Origin of the sequence: Staphylococcus sp. EZ-P03, from assembly GCF_003344575.1 — a bacterium.
GTDB lineage: Bacteria > Bacillota > Bacilli > Staphylococcales > Staphylococcaceae > Staphylococcus > Staphylococcus simulans_B.
In genome coordinates this window covers 157725-178639 of record NZ_QPMO01000030.1, presented here as the reverse complement: position 1 = coordinate 178639, position 20915 = coordinate 157725, and the positions used below count along the sequence as shown (strand labels likewise).

Below are 20915 nucleotides of genomic sequence, written 5' to 3'. Positions count from 1 at the left end.
TTAAGTTTGAAATCTAAACTATAACTTTTATTCATAATTAAACACCCCAAAAGTTGAATTTTGTAGGTTCAACTTTTGGGGTGCAGTACAAACTGTCAAGTGTGTTTTTTAATAAATTATTTTACTTATTGAAATGTATTATTTGCTAATGTCATACCCTGGTCAAAACCGTTCGTTTTTGACTAGTTTCACTTTACTTTCATAGCATATTTAAAACCAATACATATCATTATATATTGCTGTAATTATAATAATCCCAAGTCGAATATAAAATTGCTTTTTCTCACTGCTCCATTTGCTTTTTTCTTTTAATGTCTCAGTGCTGGAATGTCTAAATATATGTGTATCTTTTCTATACTTTTTTATATCTTTGCTATCGATAAAGTCATAAAATACACTGGCTGATACATCTTTAAACTTACCTTCTTCTTTTAATAAATATTCTATACAATTATTCAACGTTGCTAATTGATCGTCTATTGTCTGATGTTCAAGGCCACCTCTACCATTAGCAATCTTATTAATAGTAGTATTCAAATCCTCTTCAACTTCAAAGAATATATCGCTATTTTTTTTAACTATCTCTAGTTCATTTATTAATTCTCTACGATCAGCCCAAGGTATACTATCTTTTGAATTGTATTTTTTATTTTTTCGTATTTTAGCTTTTATCTCATCACAAGCAAATCTTTTTAATGATGTTTGCTTTTTAATTACATTAGGAAACTGTTTAATATAATAACCATTTCAGTATTTCTCTATACTCTTTTTCATCATCAATCGTCATATCTGTATACATCAAACGATTTTTATTATCAAACTTAGGCTCTAATGTTTTTTTAAAATTTTCTTCTAAATCATAAAAGTCGTTGTATTGGTATTCTCCTAGATTTATCAATATATCCCCCCTTCTCATAAACTTTTTTATAATAAATCATACACTGGCTTAATGATATAATGACACATGTCATCAACAATCCTTACTGTTGAAACAGGACAAGTTAAGAGATACTAACAATATATCTGTATTAGCAATTATTTACTCAACTTTTATACTCAGTTTCTTTATCATCAATATTAAGAGATGTGTTCTTATGGATATATTATCCTTTCACTAAAAATAAATAGAAAAGGGCAGAAAAGATAAATAGAATCATGAATATTGAACTAACTAATAGAGCACCTGTTGCTTTCTCATTATAAAGTCCTTTTATTATATATAATATAGCTGTAAAAGAAAAAGCTAGGATCATTGTGACAAAGAAAAAGACTGTTAGAAATCCTGTAATACTTTCCATTTTATTTCCTCCTTCTATATAGATACTAATTTTGCATTTCTCTACTAACCAGTGTTATAATCTAGGTAACGAAAATGATTAACAATTAATGCACCAATCCCCACACTATTGCAGTAGTGTGGGGATTTTTCGATGCTGGCTTATTAAGTCGCCTATTAATTACTTGTTGCGTTTACTAAGCCAATAAGTATAATACGCAACAGCACAGCCACTGATGACTGGTGCTATGATGTGAACGAAAATGATTAGCAAATTAATGCACCTCCTCTCTCCGTCAATTGACGCCTGAGAGATAGGCAACTTCATTATTATACCATCTGTAACGTTTGAATCATATCCACTTCAGATAAGCCTATTTATGATGATAATAATTTGCTAATACATTAAAATAGTAATAAGTAAAAATTATTTCGAGGATTAATGTTAATAGATTATGAAGTCATCAGCAAGTTCAATTACTATAGAACTAAACGCTATCTACTATATCGGTAGTAGATAACGTTTAGTTTTTAAATATACACATTGAAATAATAATTCGCTCAAATTACTTATATCTCGTAATTACCAGCCAAGGTAATATTCTTTCTCTAACCAGTCTGGCCAATTTAGTTGAAAATGGTCCTGTAACATGTTTTCAGCAGTCTTAAATGCTCCTTCTGTCCAACCTTGATCAGATGAATACGCTTCTCCAACTATATATATATTTTCATTAAAATATGGTTTTCGTATTTCTTTCATAACTTCTTTCACATTAATCCCTGTATACCAAGCATGGTAGCCTCCACCAAAAGGATCTGCCGACCAATCTTTAACCATTGCCACGTATGGCATCGGTATTTCTATGTCATGTAATTCTTTTAATTCTTCTATAGACTCTTTTACCATAACGTTTGTAACTTCATCACTGTACTCTTCGTTATACAAGTCTAATTCAGAGCATTTACTTTTAATCTCATCTAACTTTATACACTTATTTTCTTTAGATTTCATCATAGATTTCCAAAAATTAACTGTTCTCATATCGTTATAGCTAGCCAACAATAACGATTTATTATTAGCCTCATCTGTTCCGAAATAATAGCATTGCCTCATAGGTAAATCAGTGCTTGATTTACCGTGTTCTGCACCTAAGCACTCTTTCCACCAAGGACTATCAAATCCTAATAATAATTTTAAAGATGGCTCAGCATATACTGTATCGACTAACTTTCGCAGTTTTGAATTTGACGCATCTTCAAAGAAGAAGTTGTCTTTATCTAATAATTCTAGTGAACGTTTGGGCATTGCTAATATTATGTGTGAAGCCTTTACTACATACATTTCTTGTGTATTTAAATTAACCATTTCTAGTTGATACATACTATCTAGTTTTTCAAATGTTTTTAATTCAGTTTTTAAATTTATAGATACTTGGGGACTTTTAGAAACTCTTTCTCCAATCGCATAAGCTAGTTGATCATAACCATTTTTAATAGTCTTATACTCAACGTTATCTGTAAAATCTCCGACCATATATGAAAAGGCTTCGGCCGAGTTCCAACTAAGTGTATTTGAGTAATAACCTCCTGCATCTGCAAGAAATGCATACCCTTCATTCCCCAACATATCTTTTAATAAATTCCAAAATCCAATACGTGATATTGGCAGTCCATCATAAGGGCTACCTTCTTTATAGTAAACAAGATTAAGTTTAATATCATCCCATTCTTTCTTCGTTAATTTGAAAGTAATGTTATAATTATCCTTAATTGTAATTCTTTCTCCATAAGTATCTGTAAACCATCGGTCATTTAGACATACATCTGCAATCACTTTATTGAAAAGCTGATCTGGATGATAACCTTGATAGCTCTGATGCATAAAATATCTGGTTTGAAATTTACTGTTATCCTTCTGATAGCTTTCCCATGCATCTTCTTTAAATCTTTGCCCCCTCAAATAAAAGGTATGATGAGAGGGGTTACCTAATTCAAATTTTTCATTATTTAAGTTAAATATATTTTCTATTAAAGTAGTAGTAATTTTTTGGCTAGTGAGATATCTCATACCACCTAATTCACCGCTAACGTTTGATTCTGGTAATAAAGTTGATTCTAGACGACCACCAATTTTATCACTTAAATCATATATACCTATCTTTTGTTGGCTATATTGTGGATCTTCTAAAAATCTATATGCACTGTAAAGTCCAGAAACACCAGCACCAATAATTGCAATATCAACCTCATTATTTTTGGTTCTTCATCTTTTATGGTGGGAAGGTAAAACTTCCCGCCTTTTTAGATACACAAAAAGCGCAATTGCCTCTATAATTTAAAGTAAAATGAGTTTTATATTTTGTGATGGTGATACGCATCAAATCGTAGATATTTTACCTGATCGTAGAAAGCGTGCATTATTTGCTTATTTTATCCGGTTTGATAGAGAAGTAAGAAAAAGAGTTGAAACAGTTACAACCGATATGTACAGCCCATATATTTCTTTATTTAAGCAGTTATTTCCAAATGCGAAAATCATTTTAGATCGATTTCACCTTGTTCAAGCATTAAATAGAGAACTCAATAGAGTTCGTATCAGGATAATGAATGAAAAAAGACATAAGGATGGCAAATACTATAGAAAACTTAAACATTATTGGAAGCTTATTCTTAAACCTTCCGAATCCTTGAATAGTACGCTTTATAAAGATAACAAGCTTTTCCCTGGATTAGAATCAGAAAAATCAATGATAAATTTTATTTTGGGTGAAAGCCCAGAGTTAAAGGATGTCTATGACAAAGTAAATGCGCTTCGTACATCAATAAAGACCAATGAAAATCATAAATTAACTCATCAAATTCTTAAATACCTTAAGGATAGAAATACTGATGGCGGACTTAAAAGAGTACTTAAAAGCTTTAGAAATTTTTTACCAGAAATTATGAATGCATTAAATCATCCTGGTCGCTCAAACGGCCCTATAGAAGCTATAAATAACAACATTAAAGTACTAAAAAGAATCGCTTATGGATACAGAAATTTCTATAACTTCAGAAATAGAATCCTAATCAAATTCAAGCTATTAGCTAAGAAAAAACATCGCTTCCATACCCCATTGCCTAAAGCAGCCTAAAATAAAAAGTGCTCAGTTAGTAATACTAAATTCCATAGGAATTAAAGCAATACTAGCTGAGCGACATATTTTATGGTAACTATAATATTTGATTTCAATTTTTATGCATCAACCGAATTTGACATAGAGCCAAAAGAAAAAGACAACCAGACCCGTACATCGGATGGTTGTCTAAATGATAGAATTCGAAGAATTCCAATCAAAATTAAGTTCTTTAAATTATTCACCCACCACAAATGGTGGAGAACCTTAAAAAGAAGCGGTAAAATACTGTCCGATTTTACCGCTTCTCTTTCACTTATATCTTGTTATTAAAATAATGAGTTGTCTCTTTACTTAGCAGTTAATTCATCTTCTACTTCACCAGCTGAAGACAGCATCGCAAACACATAGAATAAGATGCCCATTACAACAAGTGAAATAATACCTGATAACCAGCTGCCTGTCGCATCATGCAAGAATCCGATTAAGAACGGACCGACAGCTGCGACAAAGTAACCGATAGATTGGCCGAAGCCTGATAAGGCAATACTGCCGTCGCTTGTACGTGCACGAATAGAGAAGAATGTCATACATAGACTAAATCCTGATCCCATACCGAAACCTGCTAAAATCATACCGATAATCAGTAATGTAAAGGATTGTGAGAAGAAGAGTGCAAATCCGACCACAAAGAATGCGGAAACGATTGTCACTAATAATTTTTGGTTCTTCATACGTGACGCTAAAATCGGGAAGATAAAGGTCATAGGTACTTGTGCGAATTGGTTTAACATCAGCAAGTAGCCTGCAGTAGATTGATCTACACCTCTATCTACTAGAATAGAAGGTACCCATGCGACAACTGTGTAGAAAATCATAGATTGGAAGCCCATCATCAATGCGACTGTCCAAGCGAGTTTAGAACGGCTGATTTTAAACTTCTTGCGTTCTGTTTGTGCAGCTTCTGCCAGCATAGCTTTCTCTTGTTTAGTGCCTGAAAGCATTTGCGGAATCCAAAGTACAATCGCAATCGCCGCAAAGATTAACCAGAATGCAAGTGATAGACGATATGTACCCACTTGAGATAATGGGAAGCTGAGTCCGCCGCCTAAGCCGGCTGTAAAGTTCATTGTCCCACTGTATAAACCAGTCATTAAGCCGATTTGAAGCGGGAATTTCCATTTAACGTAACTTGGTAATACAACGTTGCCGAATGCAATACCGACACCTAGCAAGATTGTCCCTAGGATGAATATCGGAAAGCCTCCTGACACACGTATAATTAAAGCGAGAATAACGACAATTGTAGAAAAGAATACTGTCTTAGACATTGTTAAGCGTGATGATACTTTTGATACAAAAGGAGACACAATCCCGAAGATTAATAAAGGAATTGTAGTCAGAATCCCTGCCACACTATTGTTGATTGAAAGTGCATCTTTAATCTGATCAATGACCGGTCCTACAGACGTTAATGGTGCTCGCAAAGTAGAAGCGACAAAGACCATCGCTAAAACAATCAACCATGAATCTCTTAATCTATGTTTTTGGTAGAGTTCATTCTGTGCCATGTGCTCACCCTTTCTTCCTATATAGGTTCATTTTTAAATAAAGAGAGAGGCAGGACAGATTTTAAAATCTACCCACCTCATTGATTTAACTTTATTTTATGGCTTATCTCATATCAATGCAAGCGCAGGCGCAGAATATCAACCCTTGCATGAAAGATTAAGCTTATTTATTCGGAACGATACGTGTACCTGCTTTACCTTCTAAAGCTTCTACAGCATCAGCTAATGCGCAAATAATTGATTCTTTGCCTGTTTCCGCAAATTCGATAGCAGCTTGGATTTTCGGCAACATGCTTCCAGCTGGGAATTGTCCGTCAGCCACATGTTTTTTCGCTTCATCCACTGTAATCGTTTCAAGTTTTGCTTCATTTTCTTTGCCGTAGTTAATATAAACATTCGGTACATCTGTCAACATGATGAACGTATCCGCATTCACTTGTTCAGCTAATTTCAAGCCTGAACGGTCTTTATCGATAACCGCTTCTAAACCGTGAATCTCATTATTATCATCACGATATACAGGAATACCGCCGCCGCCTGATGAAATAACAACAGTGTCTTCCATTAAGCGTTTAATCGCATCTACACCGTTAATTACCATCGGTTCTGGTGAAGGTACTACACGACGGTAGCCGCGGCCAGCATCTTCAACCATAGTGAATCCTTCTTCTTCTTCCATCAATCTTGCTTGTTCTTCAGTGAAGAACACACCGATTGGTTTTGATGGATTTTTGAATGCCGGATCATCTTTGTCTACTTCTACCATAGTCAATAATGATACGACTCTTGGATCCATATTGCGTCGGATCAAATCATTTTTAAGTGCACTTTCTAACATATAACCGATGAAACCTTGTGATTCAGCGTTGCACACATCAATCGGCATAGGCGCAACTTGATCTTTTGCGGCTTCATTTTGCACGATAATGTTTCCGACTTGCGGTCCGTTACCATGTGTTACAACGATTTGGTGGCCGCTTTCTTTAATATCAGCCATTCTGCTCGCTGCATTTTTAACGTTGTTATATTGATTTTCAAAAGTTGTTTCTTGGCCAGGCTGCAAGATTGCGTTACCGCCAAGTGCTAAAACAACATATTTACCCATTCTTCTTTCACTCCTTCAATAAAGCTGTATACATTCCGTATAATGTGTCTTTACCTGATGATGAGCCTACTTGGAGGAGTTGTTTCAATGTTGACTGAGAGGCATCTTCCATCAAATCAGTTAATCTAGAACTAAAAATACCTTGAATCGCATAAGATAAAAAGGTTTGGCTGACTAATGTCGTTAAAGGTTGTGAGACAAGTTGTTCAATTTGTGCCATATGCGCTTTGGTGATGAAAGGCTGGATAAAATGAATGAATAACAATCCGACTAATATATCATCGCCTGAGGGCGTCAAACCTTGTCCCCGTCCAATCAAATAAGTTAATTCAGACTTCGCATCTCCATGTGGGTTTGACAACGCTTCGTACACAGACAGGATTTTGGCTTTGTCGAAATCACCGTCGGCATATTCACTGAAATCAAATGCTTGGATATTTGATTTTAATGCATTGACATCAACCTGCTCGAAATTTTGACTCCCTTTATAAACTTCAGCATTTAAACTGAGTTGCAGATGACGATCAAACGCTAAAGCTGTTGGTCTGACCTTCAGCGTTTGACCGACTGAAACCGATGCGAGCAACTGGTCTCTTGTATACGCATCGACTACAACTCCAAATGGAAACATACCATTTTCTGTGGTTCCGATAAAGATGAGATTGTCATCTTTATCCACCACATTAAAACCTTTATTAAAGCGACTATGCACTTTAAGTTCTGTTGTATTGTTAATTATCTTAATTGCACTTGCTCCGATAGCTTGTGCTGCTAAAATCATCCATTAAATCCTAGTTTTTCAGCATAAGCTGTGATTGCTTTTTCGAAGCATTCGATTGGAGGGTGTACTGTACCCGCACCGATTTGTCCGAAGCCTGCAATTTTGTGTGCAATACCTGTGTTGATAACTGGTGTGATACCTTTCTCAACAACTAAACGTGCGTCGATACCTAAGCAAGCACCTTTGAAGTCCCATGTAGGAATTGAGAAGTTAGGGTTCTCGCCTACACAGATTTCAGTCATTTCATCTGATGTTGCTAAAGCATCTTGGAATCCGCCAGTACCAACGAAACGTGTTACTGCTGGTGCTGCGATCATTGCCATACCGCCGACACCGATTGTCTCAGTAATTGCTGAGTCGCCGATATCAGGGTTCGCATCGTCTGCTGAATAGCCAGTGAAATATAAACCTTGCGGTGTATTAACAGGTGCTGTGAACCATTCGTCGCCCATACCTGCAATACGGATACCGAAGTTTTCACCGTTACGGCACATAGCTGTAACGATTGTACCATGTTGGATTTCACGTGCAGCATCCATCATTGCTTTACCTGTAGCCATAGCTACGTTTAAGAAGAATTGGTCAGTGTCTGCTAAGAACTGAATTACTTCTGTACGTTTTTCAGGCGCAACATCTTCTAATTCAGAGATGATTGGTGCCACTTCTTTTAAGAATGCTAATGAAGCTGCAATATTACGTTGGTGGAATTCGTCGCCCATCGCAATTGCTTTTGCGATTAATACGTTAACGTTTAAACCGTCTTCCATTTGACGAACCGCTTTGCCTAATACCGGACCTAATACGTCTTTCATCCAGTGTAAACGATTCACAACTGTTTCATTGTAAGCACCGAAACGTAATACTGCGCCGATACCTTCGTTCATTTGACAATATGCTTCATTGCCGCTTTCTCTGTTTTCAACAACCAATACAGGCATGTTCATTGAAGTAATACCGCCCATTGGTCCTACTGCATTAACATGGTGACAAGGGATGAACGTGATTTCATCGTTTTCTAATAATTTACGTGCACCTTCTTCATCTTTTGCCCATCCTTCAAATAGGATAGCGCCGACACATGCGCCTTTCATAGGATCTGTCATGTTTTCATATTTAATCGGCGGGCCGGCATGTAATAAAACACGCTCTTTCAGTTCAGAAATTTTATCTTTTGCAGGTACCACGTCAACTAGGAATGGTGCCGCTGCAATCATTTTATCTATGACAGCTTGGTTTGCTTCATCAATTGTTTGGTAACCCATTATACAGACTCTCCTTCGAAGTTGTTTAAGAATTGTAATACTTTCATTAGTTTTTCATTTCCGCCAGCAACCGGTCTCCAGTTGAATTGCACAACGTCTGCGCCGCTTTCGTCAATTGCTGTCGCAAAGCTTTTCAGTCCAACGTTGATAACGCTTGGTGTTGTGTTGATTAATTGAAGAATCTTATCATCTACTGATAAGTCAACCGGTGTTGCTTCGAATGACTCTTCTTTCAATTCAGGTTGTTCAGCTTTATGATCTGTTAATTCGATTGCTGAACGTACCATTTGGTCGTTTGTTTCGCAGATTTGTGCTCCTGCTGCTTCTAATGTTTTGATTTGTTGTTCATAGTTTTGAGGATCGTGTTCTGTACCTACAACAGTCGCAAGAACAGCGATGTCGCGTCCAGCAGCTTTTGCTTCACTGATGATATCTTCAATTGCTGGTGCTAATTGACTTGCCATATCTTCATGGCTGCCGTAACCGATCACGTTGTCTAACATGATGACTGCAGTGTTTTCGTCTTTAGCTGCTTCTTGTAATTTTTCGATACGTTTGCCTGGGTCGATCATTGGGTGAGGACGGCCTTGTGTATACATGTCATCACCTAAGTCAATGATTTCGTGGTTGCCTGCTTTGTAAGTGAAACCTTCTGTCGTTTCATCTTTCAAGCCGTCGAACGCATCTTTAACAAGCATTGCTGCTTCACTTGCTAATGTACCGCCTGAATAGTAACCTTTGATGCCGTCTTGGCCATCTTTCAATGAAGCATTGATTGCTTTTGTTGCTGGTTTGAATTCAGGTTTTTCGCCATTAGAAAGTTGAACTGATACACGTGCAGCTTCTTCTAAAGTATAAGCATGGTAAATGTTTGCTTCAGTGTATTCTGGTTTGTGACCTAAGAATAATGTCACAACTGGTTTGTCGATATTACGAAGCAAGTTCAATACTTTTTCTTCTACTTCTTTAGCTGGCGGTTTTGAAACAACTGTAATCACTTTAACAGTCGGATCTTGTGCTAACGCTTTGATACTGTCCATCATTGTGATAGCGCCGACTTCTGTTGATAAGTCGCGGCCGCCTGTACCGATTGCGTTTGTTACACCTTTGCCTTCGCGGTCAACGATTGTAGTTACTTCTTGGATACCTGTACCTGAAGCACCTACGATACCGATGTCGCCTTTGTTAACGATGTTTGTGAATGCTAATGGCAATGAGTGGATAATACCTGTACCGCAGTCAGGCCCCATTACTAATAAGCCTTTGTCATGTGCCATTTCTTTCAAACGTACTTCATCATCTTTAGGTACGTTGTCACTGAACATGAAGACATGCAAGTTGTTTCTTAATGCTGTTTCAGCTTCCATTGCCGCATATTGGCCAGGAACTGAAATCAATGCAAGGTTCGGATTATTTGCTTTATCTAACGCTTGGTTCCAGTTAGACACTTCTTGTTGTTTGTCAGCTTTATCATCTTCGCCTTTACCTTTCAACTCGTCTTCAACTTGTTGATTCACTTCATCAACCATTGACTCATCGTCTGTATCAATCATGATAACGATGTCGTTTGGTTTTGCTTCGTCTAATTCTGGTGAATCGAAACCTGAAGCTCTGAAGATATCTTTGTTTGCGGGTGTACCCATCATAATTGATACTTTGTTAACGCCATCCATTGCTGATAATTTGTTCGATAACAACATCAATACAATAGAGTCTTGATACGTATTCTCTTTAATAATTGTATATAACATAACTGTCCTCCATTATTATTCTGCAAATCTGTTTTTACCGTGATAACGGTCGTAATGAACATCATCTGACTTTAAGTAGTCATAGATATCATCAACAATTTCAATACCATCTTGGTCGTATTTTTCACTGCGCAAGCGGCCGCGTTCACCTGGATAGTAAACTTCGCCGTAACCTTTTGCTGCAGGTTGTGCTTTCAGCTCATCGAGCATCGTAGAAAGCTGTGCTTTGAATTGTTTTGCGTCTGTGAAGTACGCCGGGTTGATTACTACGTGCAATTGGCCTAAATCTCTGCCTTTTGTTAAATCTTTATACATAGATGAAACATGACCGCCAAACGGCAAGCCGAGCAAGCTGCCTGATAAGATGTCTACCATCATCATCAAGCCGTAGCCTTTAGGACCAGCAACAGGTACTAAAGCATGTACTGCACGAGAATCTGTTGTAGGCTCGCCATTCTCATCTACTGCCCAAGTATCTGGAATAGATTGGCCTTTAGAACGTGCATCTAATACTTTGCCCCATGCTTGTACAGTTGTCGCCATATCAAATGTAATCACGCGATCATCATTTGTCGGTGCACTGAATGCAATAGGGTTTGTACCGAAGTATGGTTCTGTTCCGCCGAATGGTACAACCATCGGGTCAGATTGACACATACTGATACCGACCATATCTTGGTCTGCAGCCATTTCTACGAAATAACCTAACGCACCGCTGTGACTGATGTTTTTCACACCGACTACTGCAATGCCGTTTTCTTTCGCCATTTCAATCGCTTTATCCATTGCTTGTTTCGCTGCTTGATGTCCTGGGCCGTTGTCGCCGTGGAACACCGCTGAAGATGGGCCTGTTTTTTCAAACTCATAATTAGGATGTGCATTAATGCCGCCTTTTGCTATACGTTCTGCATAGTATTCAACACGTACTGCACCATGAGAATGGATACCGCGATGGTCCGCAAATGTTAATACATCTGATACATCGCTTGCCGCATCTTCTTGAAGGCCAGCTTTCATTAATTTATTTTTCATTAACTCATAAAGCTCTTTTTTAGTAACACGCATCACAAAAACCCTCCTGACTTATTTGAATATTCTATTAATTTATTAATCTGCAAAATCAAGAAAATAAGCGGTGCCGGTGCAACGACCAGCACCGCTCATTCAATTTCAATTAGTAAACTTGTTCTGACTTCATATAGTCATAGATAGATTGCGGAATCGGAATACCTGTTTCTTTGTATTTGCTTTCCACATCTTCTTGTATTTCTCCTGGGTAGTAAACTTGATCAAAGCCTTTTGCAGGATCAATGTCGTGAAGTTCTTGAACCATTTGTTCCATTTGAGACAAGAATTGTGTTTCATCGCCAAAGTAGCTTGGATTAATGACCAAGTGGAATTGGCCTAAACGACGATATGCACTGTAATCTTCATACATTGAAGACACATGTTGTCCAAACGGCAATCCAAGCAAGCTGCCTGATAAGATGTCTACCATCATCATCAAGCCGTAGCCTTTAGGTCCGGCAACCGGAAGCAAGGCACTTACTTTATAAGGATCTGTTGTCGGTTCGCCTTTATCATCCACTGCCCAAGTATCTGGGATAGAATGATTTTTAGAACGTGCATCCAAGATTTTGCCCCACGCTTGTACTGTCGTCGCCATATCAAAGACGATCGCTTTGCCGTCTTTTCTTGGTGCGCCGAACGCGATAGGGTTCGTACCGAAGTACGGTTTAGTACCGCCGAATGGTACGACCATCGGGTCAGATTGGCACACACTTAGTGAGACTAAGCCTTGCTGTGCTGCCATTTTAGTGTAATAACCGATAGCACCGCTATGGCCCATTTCTTTTACACCGACAGCCGCAATACCGTTTTCTTTCGCCATTTTAATCGCTTCTTCCATTGCATGGTAAGCAGCGTAATGGCCGACAGTATTATCTGCGTAGTAAATCCCGCTGGATGGTCCTGTTTTTTCAAACTTGATATTCGGTTCTAGATTGAACCCGCCTTTTGCTGTACGTTCTGCGTAATATTGCAGACGCACGGCACCATGTGAATGGATACCGCGTGCATCCGCAAACATCATCAGTTCCGCAACTTTATCTGCGTACTTCTTCGGCATACCTGCAAGCATTAGTTTATCTGTAAATAATTGGCGTAATTCATCAAAGCCAACGTAAACTAAATTTTCTTCACTCATGTTTTAGAAACCCTCTCTTATAGTTCGATGTCGCGGTTCGCATCTTTAGAGTAGATATATGCGAATGGTTCTTCTAATCCGATCGCATAAGTTGCTTGTGGTGCATAAGCGCCCATGAAGATGTAGTCGCCTTTGTCTACTGGAAGCCAGTCATTGTCAAGGTTGTACATACCGCGGCCGCTTAATACGTAAGCGCCGTGTTCTTGAACGTGTGTTTCGATATAACCATGTGAAGCACCTGGTTCGAACGCTAAGATATGAATGTTCATGTCATAAGCGATATCTTTTGGTAATAAGTCTTGTACTGTAACTTCTTTCATACCTTCATATGGTTCTTTAGGTAAGTTGTTAACGTTGCCAGTTACTACTTCTGGTTTGTGGCCTTCAAGTGGTTGGTAACGTTTTTTGTATAAGAACACACGGCTGTCTTCATTGTTGTTATTGTTTTCGAATTTCATCACTTGATCAGCTGGTACATATAAGTAGCCGCCTTGTGATAATTCGTATTTTTCGTCTCCAGCGTAAGCATTGATGTTTCCGTATACAACATAGATAAATGTTTGGATACCGTCTCCTCCGAATCCTGCCATGTTGCCGCCTTGGTCTTTCAATGTAACTAAGTAGTCAACGAAACGTGCACCTAAACGAGGTGAACCTAAAATTGTAACGTCGCAGTCGTCAAAGTTAGGAACAACGTTGTTCACTAAGCCGTCTGGAGTAATTACTGCGTAATTATCTTTTTTGATCACTGCTCTTGTTTCTAATAAACCTTCTCTATAACCTTGATTATGATTTAAGTAACCCATTATTAAAATCTCCTTTTACATTAATTATTCTTTATAAGCTAATTCATATAAAACTTCTTTTAATACTTCGATTCCTTTAACTAAGTCTTCGATGTTTGTTTCTTCTTCAACGTTATGACTGATACCATTGATAGATGGCACAAATAACATTGCTGTCGGTACGAATTTCGCAAAGATTTGCGAATCGTGTCCAGCACCAGATGCCATCACTTTATATTGGTCTTTACCCACTACACTGTCTGCTGATTGCTCAATCTTATCGACTAAGTTTTCATCCATCAGTACAGGCGCTTCATCCATCCATAAATCAATATCGTATTCTAAACCTTCTTGTTCAGAAACAGATTGGATAGTTTGTGAAATTTCTTCTGCGAATTGATTCAAGACATCTTGATCAATGTGGCGTGTATCAATACTGAAGACAATTTCACCCGGCACAACGTTTACTGTGTTCGGTACAGGATCGACTCTGCCGAAAGTCAGTACTAACGGATCGCCGATTTCTCTAGCACGTTGTGTCAATTTAGAAGCGATTTCGCTGAAGCCGACAACCGCGTCTTTTCTTAAGCCCATCGGTGTCGTACCTGCATGGTTGGCTTCGCCTTTAAGGGTAATTGTGTAACGTTTTTGTCCGACAATCCCGTTTACAACACCAATTGATTTGTTTTCAGTTTCAAGCACTTTCCCCTGCTCGATGTGAACTTCAACAAAGGCTTTGATGTCATCGTGGTTATTGTCTTGCTTTCTGTAATCGAAGCCTGAATCTCTCATCGCATCTTCAAAGCGTACGCCTTCAGCGTCCGCAATCTCTTCAACTTCTTTCTTGTCTACAAGGTTGAAGAAATTTTTACTGCCCCAGAATGCGAATGGGAAACGGCTGCCTTCTTCTTCGGCTAGGCCTAGTACTTCAAGTGAACGAAGCGGCTGGCCGTATTCTTCTTTCAGTGCTTTCATTGCTGTTACAGCTGCTAAGATTCCATATTGACCATCTAAGTGACCGCCTTCAACAACGGTATCAATATGTGAACCCGAAACAATTGTTTCATCTGGATATTTGCTGCCTTCTAAACGACCTGTGATATTGCCGATGTCGTCGAATTTTGTTTCAAAACCAGATGATTCCAATGTTTCTTTTAAAGCGTGCACTGCTTGCTGCCATTCATTTGAATAAAGCAAGCGTGTAATTCCTCCGCCAATTAAACCGCCGTAAGCAGTAAATTGGTTGTCTAAAGCTTCAAAAGAGGAACGGATGTTCATATTCAACAACTCCTTTTCATCTCACTACCTATTATAAATGTTTACTTTTGTTACTACATCAACATTTCCTACAAGAAAACACGGCGTATTTATTCATTTTGTACAAATACGCGCAATAAAAGATTTGTGATAATTATTTTGGGTAACTATGGAATTTAAAAACAATGATGAATTAAAGGAGGCGCTCTTGTTGTCTGAAACGATTCAAATCACTACACCCGATCAATTCCAATTAAAACAATTGACGACACCAGCCAAAAATAAAGCAAAAGGCATTATCCTCTACTTTCATGGCGGCGGTTTGATTTTCGGCCAGCCTGATGATTTGCCGAAAAGCTATATCGATATCTTAACTGAAGACTATATCTTCATTTCTGCCGACTATCGGCTTGCGCCTGAAAGCAAGATTGATACGATTATTCAAGATGCATTAACACAATTCGATGCAGTTAAAGCAAACTATCCTGACATGCCGATATTTGTCTTCGGCCGTTCTGCAGGTGCATTTTTATCACTGATGATTGCATCGAAACGCGAAGTCCAAGGTATATTAGACTTTTACGGTTACAGCCGTTTCCATGTACCGCAGTTCTTACGTCCGAATCCGCAATACAAAGCAATGTCTGCACAAATCACACCGCAATTATTGAATCAGATGATTCAAAGCGAACCGCTCACACAAGGTGATTTGCAGACACGTTATCTCATTTACCTTTATGCGCGCGGACAAAACCAATGGCTTGATCTGCTCGGCATCCAGCAATCTTCTGATGCTGCTTACAACATTATGCCTAAGACACTTAAAAGCTTCCCGCCGACATTTATTGTGCATGGTAAACAGGATCCGGATGTTCCTTTCAGCGAAGGACAGCATTTAAATCGATTGATTCCGGATACAACGTTCATTGCTTTAGATAATAATGAACATGATTTTGACCGAGAAGTCTCTGACTTTAACCTAGATATCTATCAACAAGCTAAATCATTCTTAGACCAAATGGTTTAAGCAAAACAAAAAGACCTCCAGAGCAGGAGGTCTTTTGTTTCGCTTATATAATTGTCAGCCTTAGATAAATTCACCGCGGAAGTCTTCTGAAACGCCATCTTCTAAGTTGTACGTTTCTTCTCCGCGCAAGATTGTTCTCGCAACTTGTGCGTTGATTGTACGTCCGACATAAGGACTTAATTTATTACGGTATTCTAAATCATCTGCTTCTAACGTATATGCAGTTTCTGGTTGAATGAATACGAAGTCTGCATCTTTACCTACTGAGATACTGCCTTTGTTTTCTAAACCAAAGCGTTTAGCAGGTTCAGCCGCAATAATTTCCGCAAAGCGTGATAATGGCATATTGCGTTTTTGAACACCTTCATCGAATAAAATGTCCACGTTGTTTTGGATACCTGCGATACCGCCCCATGCTTCAAATGCATTGTCAGTATCTTTTAAATCAGGTGTACATGGTGAGTGGTCTGAAGTTACAAAGTTGATATCGCCTTTAAGAACACGATCCCACATACCTTCTAAACGTGATTTTTCACGAATCGGCGGTGAACATTTTGCAACGGCACCGATATCATCTAATTCTTCTTTGTAGAAGTAAAGATAGTGTGTACAAGTTTCGCAAGTAACATCTACACCTTCTTGTTGTGCTTTGATGATTTCATTGACGCCTTCTTCACATGCAACGTGTACGATGTGCAAGCGGCAGCCTGTTTCTTTCGCAAATAAGATTAATTTGCGGATTGGTTCAACTTCTGTGAAGACAGGTCTTGATTCAACGTATGCTGCCATTGAAGTTTCGCCGTTTTTATATGCAATTTCGCCTAAACGGTCAGTGATATCTGCGTTTTCTGCGTGTACAGATAAGATTTTGCCTGTTTTAGCGATTTGTTTCATACCTTCATAAAGTGAGTAATCGTCCACATTTTGGAAGTCGCCTTCGATAGAACGGTCACCGCAAGTTGCTAAGAATGCTTTGTATGCTACAACGCCTTCTTCGTCTAACTCTTGAATGCCGCCGTCTAAGTTATAAGGAACTAAACCGCCGTAGCTTGCAACGTCAGCTGATAATTTGCCTTTACCAGCTTCGACTTTCTCGTCGAAAGATGCTTTATCTGTTGTCGCAGGCACTTGGTTTAAAGGCATTTCAACGATTGTTGTTACACCGCCTTTAGCAGCACCTTTCAATCCAGTTTCATAACCTTCCCAGCTGTCGCGGTAGCCGCCGCCTGGTTCAGTGATGTGTACGTGTGCATCAACCATACCTGGTGCTACGATTTGTCCTTTAGCATCGATTACTTTTTCTGCATCTCCTAAGTCATGTCCGATGCTTACAATTTTGCCGTCTTTGACAGCAACTTCTACTTCTTGTTCGCCTTCATCTAAAATGACACGGCCGTTTTTAATTAGTAAATCATATTTCATTGGCTTTCTCTCCTTTGTTTTTTCTAAATCTCTTCTCTAAAAGATATAAAATAATGTAAGAAACGCCTGCGATGATAAATCCGATAAACCATGAGAAGTCAGAAATGACTTGGAATTTCGGAATGAAACCTAATAGTGATACAACAACACCTAAGATTGTTGCCACATAGGCTGAAAAGTTGAATCTTAATCCATTATGATTCGGATCATTTAAATCAAAGTACAATCTTTCAATGTCTACCTTGCATCTGTTGATTAAGTAGAAATGCACAATCAGCACACCAGAAACAGGTCCTAAGATTGCACCGATCATGTTTAAGAAAACGAAAATACTATCTTCATTTTCCATTAATTTCCATGGCATAATCAAAATACTGACTACAGAAGCTAAGATAACACCGCGACGGTAATTAATCCATTTCGGCATCAATACACTTAATTGATAAGCTGCCGGGATAATGTTGCTTGTCGCGTTAGTAGATATCGTTGTCATTAATAATACACCTGTTGCGATTAAAATCATCCAAACATTGTCCCAGTTATTAATAATCGTCAAGATGTTCCACTCTTGGTGACCCAAGAAGATAGAACCGCCGATGATAATGAAGACACTGCTGAATGCAAACAGTAAGTGCGCAACAACAATACCTGAAACTTGTCCGATAATTTGTGAACGTGTTGAAACTGCTTTTTGTGTAAAGTCAGCAACACTTGAACCTGGTCCAGCCCATACACCCATCATTGAGTTGAAAATCAAAATGAATGATAGGATAGCCGGATAAATAATACCTGATGATTTCGTATGAATTTCATACGTCATGATGTTGTGCCATCCGCCGGCAACCACAAATCCCCAGATTGCCATTCCGCCGAATACAATGTAAATCAACGGGTTTAAGACGGCTGTGAATTTATTCAGCGTTTCTCCGCCGCCGATACCGATTGCGAAGTTGATCGCCCAGAATGCTAAGAATGCAATTAATCCAGGTATTGTAATACCTAAGATTGTTGTACCATTACCCAAATGCTCGAACCCCGGGAAGAATTTAATCAGCAAAATGAGTAAGGCTTGCGAACCTGCAAAGGTCTGCAGACCGAACCAGCCGATACCTGCAATTACACCACGTAAAACGCCTGGTAGTTTTGCCCCGATGTCTCCATACGTTTGACGTAATTGCATCGCAAATGGAATGCCGTATTTAGAACCTGCATATCCGTTTACAGCCAATAATGATGCAATGATAAACGAACTGAAAATCAATGCGAAAATGACTTGCAACGGAGAAAGTCCTAAGAGTAAAAATCCGCCTACAGCAGTATAATTGGGAATATTATGCACAGCGCCCATCCAAAGCGTGAAAAAGTTGAATGTCGTGTTATTTCTTTGTTCAGATGTTTTAGGCATAACATCCTTGTTATAACCCCTGCGTTCAAAGAAAGCCGCATCAAACGTGCCGCTTTGCTTTTGCCCCTGTTTCGTCATTGCTATATCTCCTTTGAATTGGAATAAATAATGACTATACGTATAATCTTTAACTTAAATTTTACATTGGGCAGATTTGTTTTTCTTTGTGCAGAATGACAGTTATTTTTTTAAAAATTATCGATTTCGGACAAATTATAGTATTCGTGTTAGAATTTATTTCAGAAAAAGAGAAATAAGGAAGGTGATAACATGCCGACATTACAAAATATTTTAGCAGCACCGAGGTTTGCCGGATTGGAACTTATCAATCAAAACGGTGATTTGCAAAGAGAGGTAAAACACTTGGATATCACAGAAAATGTGGATATCAAAGACTATACAGCTGAGCAATCTTTTATCCTCACAACCGGACTCTTGTTTCAAGAGGATCAGCAAGGACTTAAAAAGATGATTAAAGAACTCGATGACATCAATACAGCTGGTTTAGGCATCAAAACATCACGCTACTTGAAACAAATCGATCAAGACGTGATTGATTATGCTAACCAATTAGAATTTCCGCTGATTGAAATCTCTGAAGAATGGAATTTAGGCGAAATCACAAGACAGGTTTCAACTTACATCTCTGATGAGAAAACAACTAAACTCAACTATGCCTTGAATATTCAACAAGAACTCAACGATATGCTGATTAAAGGGTTCGGCGTTGAAACAATGATTGAAAGAATGAGCCGTATTCTAGGCGTACCCGTACTGCTGTTCAATCCATTTTGTATGATTGATTCGCAAAGTTGGCATTATCAGCAAGACAATATCTTGAGACAAGCACACATTAAATACTTCTTAGAGTATTTGCGTGCCGAAAATAAAAATACGATTACACGCAACCAAACAAAGTTCACAAATGATATCGCAATCTTTAAAGTTCAAGCTTATTCCTACTTCCCATATTATTTAATGGTGGCAGATATTAATAAGCTTTCTTACCCATTCAGTTTATTAACGATAGAACAGATTGTCACAACACTCAGCTTTGCGATTTATAAAAATAAAAAGATTGAAGAAGCTGAACATCTAGACATCAACCGCTTCTTCGAATCTCTCATCACCAATCGTTCTGACGAGTCGTTATCTGTACATAATCATCCTATCTTATTTAAACAATACGGCATCTACCCTTCTGATTATTATCAGGTAATTATATGTGCAATCGATCCGACGGACAATTTAGAAAACAGTCAATACGTTGAAGAGCGCTATCAATTTGTCTATGCCTGGCTGCAGCACAAACTGACAGATATTGATACACGTATCAGTGTCTACAGCCTGCCAAGCAACCGCAGATTCGCAATCTTATTACAATCACAACACGAATATTACTTAAACTATCTCAAACATATCCAAAAAGAATACCATGAATTCTTCGACAGCAGTATCTCATTCGGTATCGGCAATAAAGTCACAGAGTTTACGCAATTATCTACTTCCTTTATGGAAGCGAATGAAGCTTACGAAGGCGGCTTAGATAAAATGCGCAAAGAATTCATGAACTTCTATCAATCTAAAAGCATGAAAGAACTGCTTCAATTGATACCGCCAAGCAAATTAAAGCCTTTCATCCAGCATACATTAGGAGACCTCAGTTATCCTAAAACGAAAAAGGATGAAGAATTGAAAGATACATTAAGAATCTATATGGACTATCAATGCGATATTACCAAGACGGCTAAGAAAATGTATATTCATAGAAATACGGTGAAATACCGTATTAAAAACTGCGAAGAAATTTTAGGATGCAGCGTTGAAGAACCATTCAACTCCTTAAATATCCGCTTAGCGCTCTTTGCTTCAGAAGAAATTACGTTTGATGATTAAGAAAAAATCAAATAAAGCATTATCAAGATATATCGCACGCAATGATGTGCTAAAA

At 38.2% G+C, this 20915-nt stretch carries 19 protein-coding genes; 3 read left to right on the top strand and 16 right to left on the bottom strand.

The annotated features are described in order from the left end of the window. Positions 1 to 210 precede the first annotated feature (210 nt). From DVJ99_RS12535 to DVJ99_RS12520, 5 genes are all read right to left on the bottom strand, one after another. A complete protein-coding gene (locus tag DVJ99_RS12535) occupies positions 211 to 537 on the bottom strand; it encodes a hypothetical protein (RefSeq protein WP_114604500.1) in 327 nt (108 codons plus the stop codon). A gap of 193 nt (positions 538 to 730) precedes the next feature. Then, the gene (locus tag DVJ99_RS13200) at positions 731 to 898 is read right to left on the bottom strand and encodes a hypothetical protein (protein WP_162912214.1); all 168 of its coding nucleotides are present in this window, start codon (positions 896 to 898) and stop codon (positions 731 to 733) included. Positions 899 to 1103: 205 nt separating this feature from the next. Continuing rightward, a complete protein-coding gene (locus tag DVJ99_RS12530) occupies positions 1104 to 1298 on the bottom strand; it encodes a hypothetical protein (RefSeq protein ID WP_103159418.1) in 195 nt (64 codons plus the stop codon). Positions 1299 to 1457: 159 nt separating this feature from the next. Further along, the gene (locus DVJ99_RS13435) at positions 1458 to 1550 is read right to left on the bottom strand and encodes a type I toxin-antitoxin system Fst family toxin (protein ID WP_001791613.1); all 93 of its coding nucleotides are present in this window, start codon (positions 1548 to 1550) and stop codon (positions 1458 to 1460) included. 309 nt (positions 1551 to 1859) lie between these two features. Next, a complete protein-coding gene (locus DVJ99_RS12520; RefSeq protein WP_240430863.1) occupies positions 1860 to 3506 on the bottom strand; it encodes a flavin monoamine oxidase family protein in 1647 nt (548 codons plus the stop codon). Between the two features lie 115 nt (positions 3507 to 3621). On the opposite strand from DVJ99_RS12520, the gene DVJ99_RS12510 reads away from it, so the two are divergent. Beyond that, positions 3622 to 4410 carry an ISL3 family transposase gene (locus DVJ99_RS12510; RefSeq protein WP_114604498.1) on the top strand — a complete coding sequence of 263 codons (789 nt, stop codon included), beginning with the start codon at positions 3622 to 3624 and terminating at the stop codon, positions 4408 to 4410. 332 nt (positions 4411 to 4742) lie between these two features. Here the strand turns inward: DVJ99_RS12510 and DVJ99_RS12505 are convergent, their stop codons facing one another. The 9 genes from DVJ99_RS12505 to allC all read right to left on the bottom strand — a co-directional run bounded on the left by DVJ99_RS12505 (position 4743) and on the right by allC (position 15131). Beyond that, positions 4743 to 5963 carry a CynX/NimT family MFS transporter gene (locus DVJ99_RS12505; protein ID WP_114604497.1) on the bottom strand — a complete coding sequence of 407 codons (1221 nt, stop codon included), beginning with the start codon at positions 5961 to 5963 and terminating at the stop codon, positions 4743 to 4745. A 163-nt stretch (positions 5964 to 6126) separates the two neighbouring features. Next, positions 6127 to 7068, bottom strand: a complete 942-nt coding sequence (arcC, locus tag DVJ99_RS12500) for a carbamate kinase (RefSeq protein WP_114604496.1) — start codon at positions 7066 to 7068, stop codon at positions 6127 to 6129. 7 nt (positions 7069 to 7075) lie between these two features. After that, positions 7076 to 7849: an oxamate carbamoyltransferase subunit AllH family protein gene (locus tag DVJ99_RS12495; protein ID WP_114604495.1), complete on the bottom strand. Its 774-nt coding sequence runs from the start codon at positions 7847 to 7849 to the stop codon at positions 7076 to 7078. Then, a complete protein-coding gene (locus DVJ99_RS12490) occupies positions 7846 to 9111 on the bottom strand; it encodes a YlbE family protein (RefSeq protein WP_114604494.1) in 1266 nt (421 codons plus the stop codon). The genes DVJ99_RS12495 and DVJ99_RS12490 overlap by 4 nt, the downstream gene beginning before the upstream one ends. Further along, on the bottom strand, positions 9111 to 10862 hold the full coding sequence (locus DVJ99_RS12485) for an acyl-CoA synthetase FdrA (RefSeq protein WP_114604493.1): 1752 nt from the start codon (positions 10860 to 10862) through the stop codon (positions 9111 to 9113). The genes DVJ99_RS12490 and DVJ99_RS12485 overlap by 1 nt, the downstream gene beginning before the upstream one ends. A 15-nt stretch (positions 10863 to 10877) precedes the next feature. After that, entirely contained in the window at positions 10878 to 11927 is a 1050-nt protein-coding gene (gene allD / locus DVJ99_RS12480; RefSeq protein WP_114604492.1) for an ureidoglycolate dehydrogenase, read from the bottom strand. Positions 11928 to 12036: 109 nt separating this feature from the next. Then, on the bottom strand, positions 12037 to 13068 hold the full coding sequence (gene allD, locus DVJ99_RS12475; RefSeq protein WP_114604491.1) for an ureidoglycolate dehydrogenase: 1032 nt from the start codon (positions 13066 to 13068) through the stop codon (positions 12037 to 12039). Positions 13069 to 13085: 17 nt separating this feature from the next. Next, entirely contained in the window at positions 13086 to 13874 is a 789-nt protein-coding gene (allE, locus tag DVJ99_RS12470; protein WP_114604490.1) for a (S)-ureidoglycine aminohydrolase, read from the bottom strand. Positions 13875 to 13898: 24 nt separating this feature from the next. Continuing rightward, positions 13899 to 15131: an allantoate deiminase gene (allC, locus tag DVJ99_RS12465; RefSeq protein WP_114604489.1), complete on the bottom strand. Its 1233-nt coding sequence runs from the start codon at positions 15129 to 15131 to the stop codon at positions 13899 to 13901. 190 nt (positions 15132 to 15321) lie between these two features. Between allC and DVJ99_RS12460 the strand changes: the two genes are divergently transcribed. Then, positions 15322 to 16137: an alpha/beta hydrolase gene (locus DVJ99_RS12460; protein WP_240430859.1), complete on the top strand. Its 816-nt coding sequence runs from the start codon at positions 15322 to 15324 to the stop codon at positions 16135 to 16137. A 60-nt stretch (positions 16138 to 16197) separates the two neighbouring features. Here DVJ99_RS12460 and allB read toward each other — a convergent pair whose 3' ends face one another. Together allB and allW are read right to left on the bottom strand one after the other, a co-directional pair. Further along, the gene (gene allB / locus DVJ99_RS12455; RefSeq protein ID WP_114604487.1) at positions 16198 to 17559 is read right to left on the bottom strand and encodes an allantoinase AllB; all 1362 of its coding nucleotides are present in this window, start codon (positions 17557 to 17559) and stop codon (positions 16198 to 16200) included. Further along, positions 17549 to 19042 carry an allantoin permease gene (gene allW, locus DVJ99_RS12450; RefSeq protein WP_114604486.1) on the bottom strand — a complete coding sequence of 498 codons (1494 nt, stop codon included), beginning with the start codon at positions 19040 to 19042 and terminating at the stop codon, positions 17549 to 17551. The genes allB and allW overlap by 11 nt, the downstream gene beginning before the upstream one ends. Before the next feature lie 192 nt (positions 19043 to 19234). Between allW and DVJ99_RS12445 the strand changes: the two genes are divergently transcribed. Further along, complete coding sequence (locus DVJ99_RS12445; RefSeq protein WP_114604485.1) at positions 19235 to 20860, top strand: PucR family transcriptional regulator; 1626 nt, start codon at positions 19235 to 19237, stop codon at positions 20858 to 20860. Positions 20861 to 20915: the final 55 nt, after the last annotated feature.

Excerpts from the sequence above, each read along its gene's own strand:
- DVJ99_RS12490 (WP_114604494.1), bottom strand. The coding sequence starts at position 9,111 with ATGGGTTACCAAACAATTGATGAAGCAAACCAAGCTGTCATAGATAAA.
- DVJ99_RS12530 (WP_103159418.1), bottom strand. The coding sequence starts at position 1,298 with ATGGAAAGTATTACAGGATTTCTAACAGTCTTTTTCTTTGTCACAATG.
- allB (WP_114604487.1), bottom strand. The coding sequence starts at position 17,559 with ATGAAATATGATTTACTAATTAAAAACGGCCGTGTCATTTTAGATGAA.
- allW (WP_114604486.1), bottom strand. The coding sequence starts at position 19,042 with ATGACGAAACAGGGGCAAAAGCAAAGCGGCACGTTTGATGCGGCTTTC.
- arcC (WP_114604496.1), bottom strand. The coding sequence starts at position 7,068 with ATGGGTAAATATGTTGTTTTAGCACTTGGCGGTAACGCAATCTTGCAG.
- DVJ99_RS12495 (WP_114604495.1), bottom strand. The coding sequence starts at position 7,849 with ATGATTTTAGCAGCACAAGCTATCGGAGCAAGTGCAATTAAGATAATT.
- allE (WP_114604490.1), bottom strand. The coding sequence starts at position 13,874 with ATGGGTTACTTAAATCATAATCAAGGTTATAGAGAAGGTTTATTAGAA.
- allD (WP_114604491.1), bottom strand. The coding sequence starts at position 13,068 with ATGAGTGAAGAAAATTTAGTTTACGTTGGCTTTGATGAATTACGCCAA.
- allD (WP_114604492.1), bottom strand. The coding sequence starts at position 11,927 with ATGCGTGTTACTAAAAAAGAGCTTTATGAGTTAATGAAAAATAAATTA.
- DVJ99_RS12485 (WP_114604493.1), bottom strand. The coding sequence starts at position 10,862 with ATGTTATATACAATTATTAAAGAGAATACGTATCAAGACTCTATTGTA.
- DVJ99_RS12510 (WP_114604498.1), top strand. The coding sequence starts at position 3,622 with ATGAGTTTTATATTTTGTGATGGTGATACGCATCAAATCGTAGATATT.
- DVJ99_RS12445 (WP_114604485.1), top strand. The coding sequence starts at position 19,235 with ATGCCGACATTACAAAATATTTTAGCAGCACCGAGGTTTGCCGGATTG.
- DVJ99_RS12505 (WP_114604497.1), bottom strand. The coding sequence starts at position 5,963 with ATGGCACAGAATGAACTCTACCAAAAACATAGATTAAGAGATTCATGG.
- allC (WP_114604489.1), bottom strand. The coding sequence starts at position 15,131 with ATGAACATCCGTTCCTCTTTTGAAGCTTTAGACAACCAATTTACTGCT.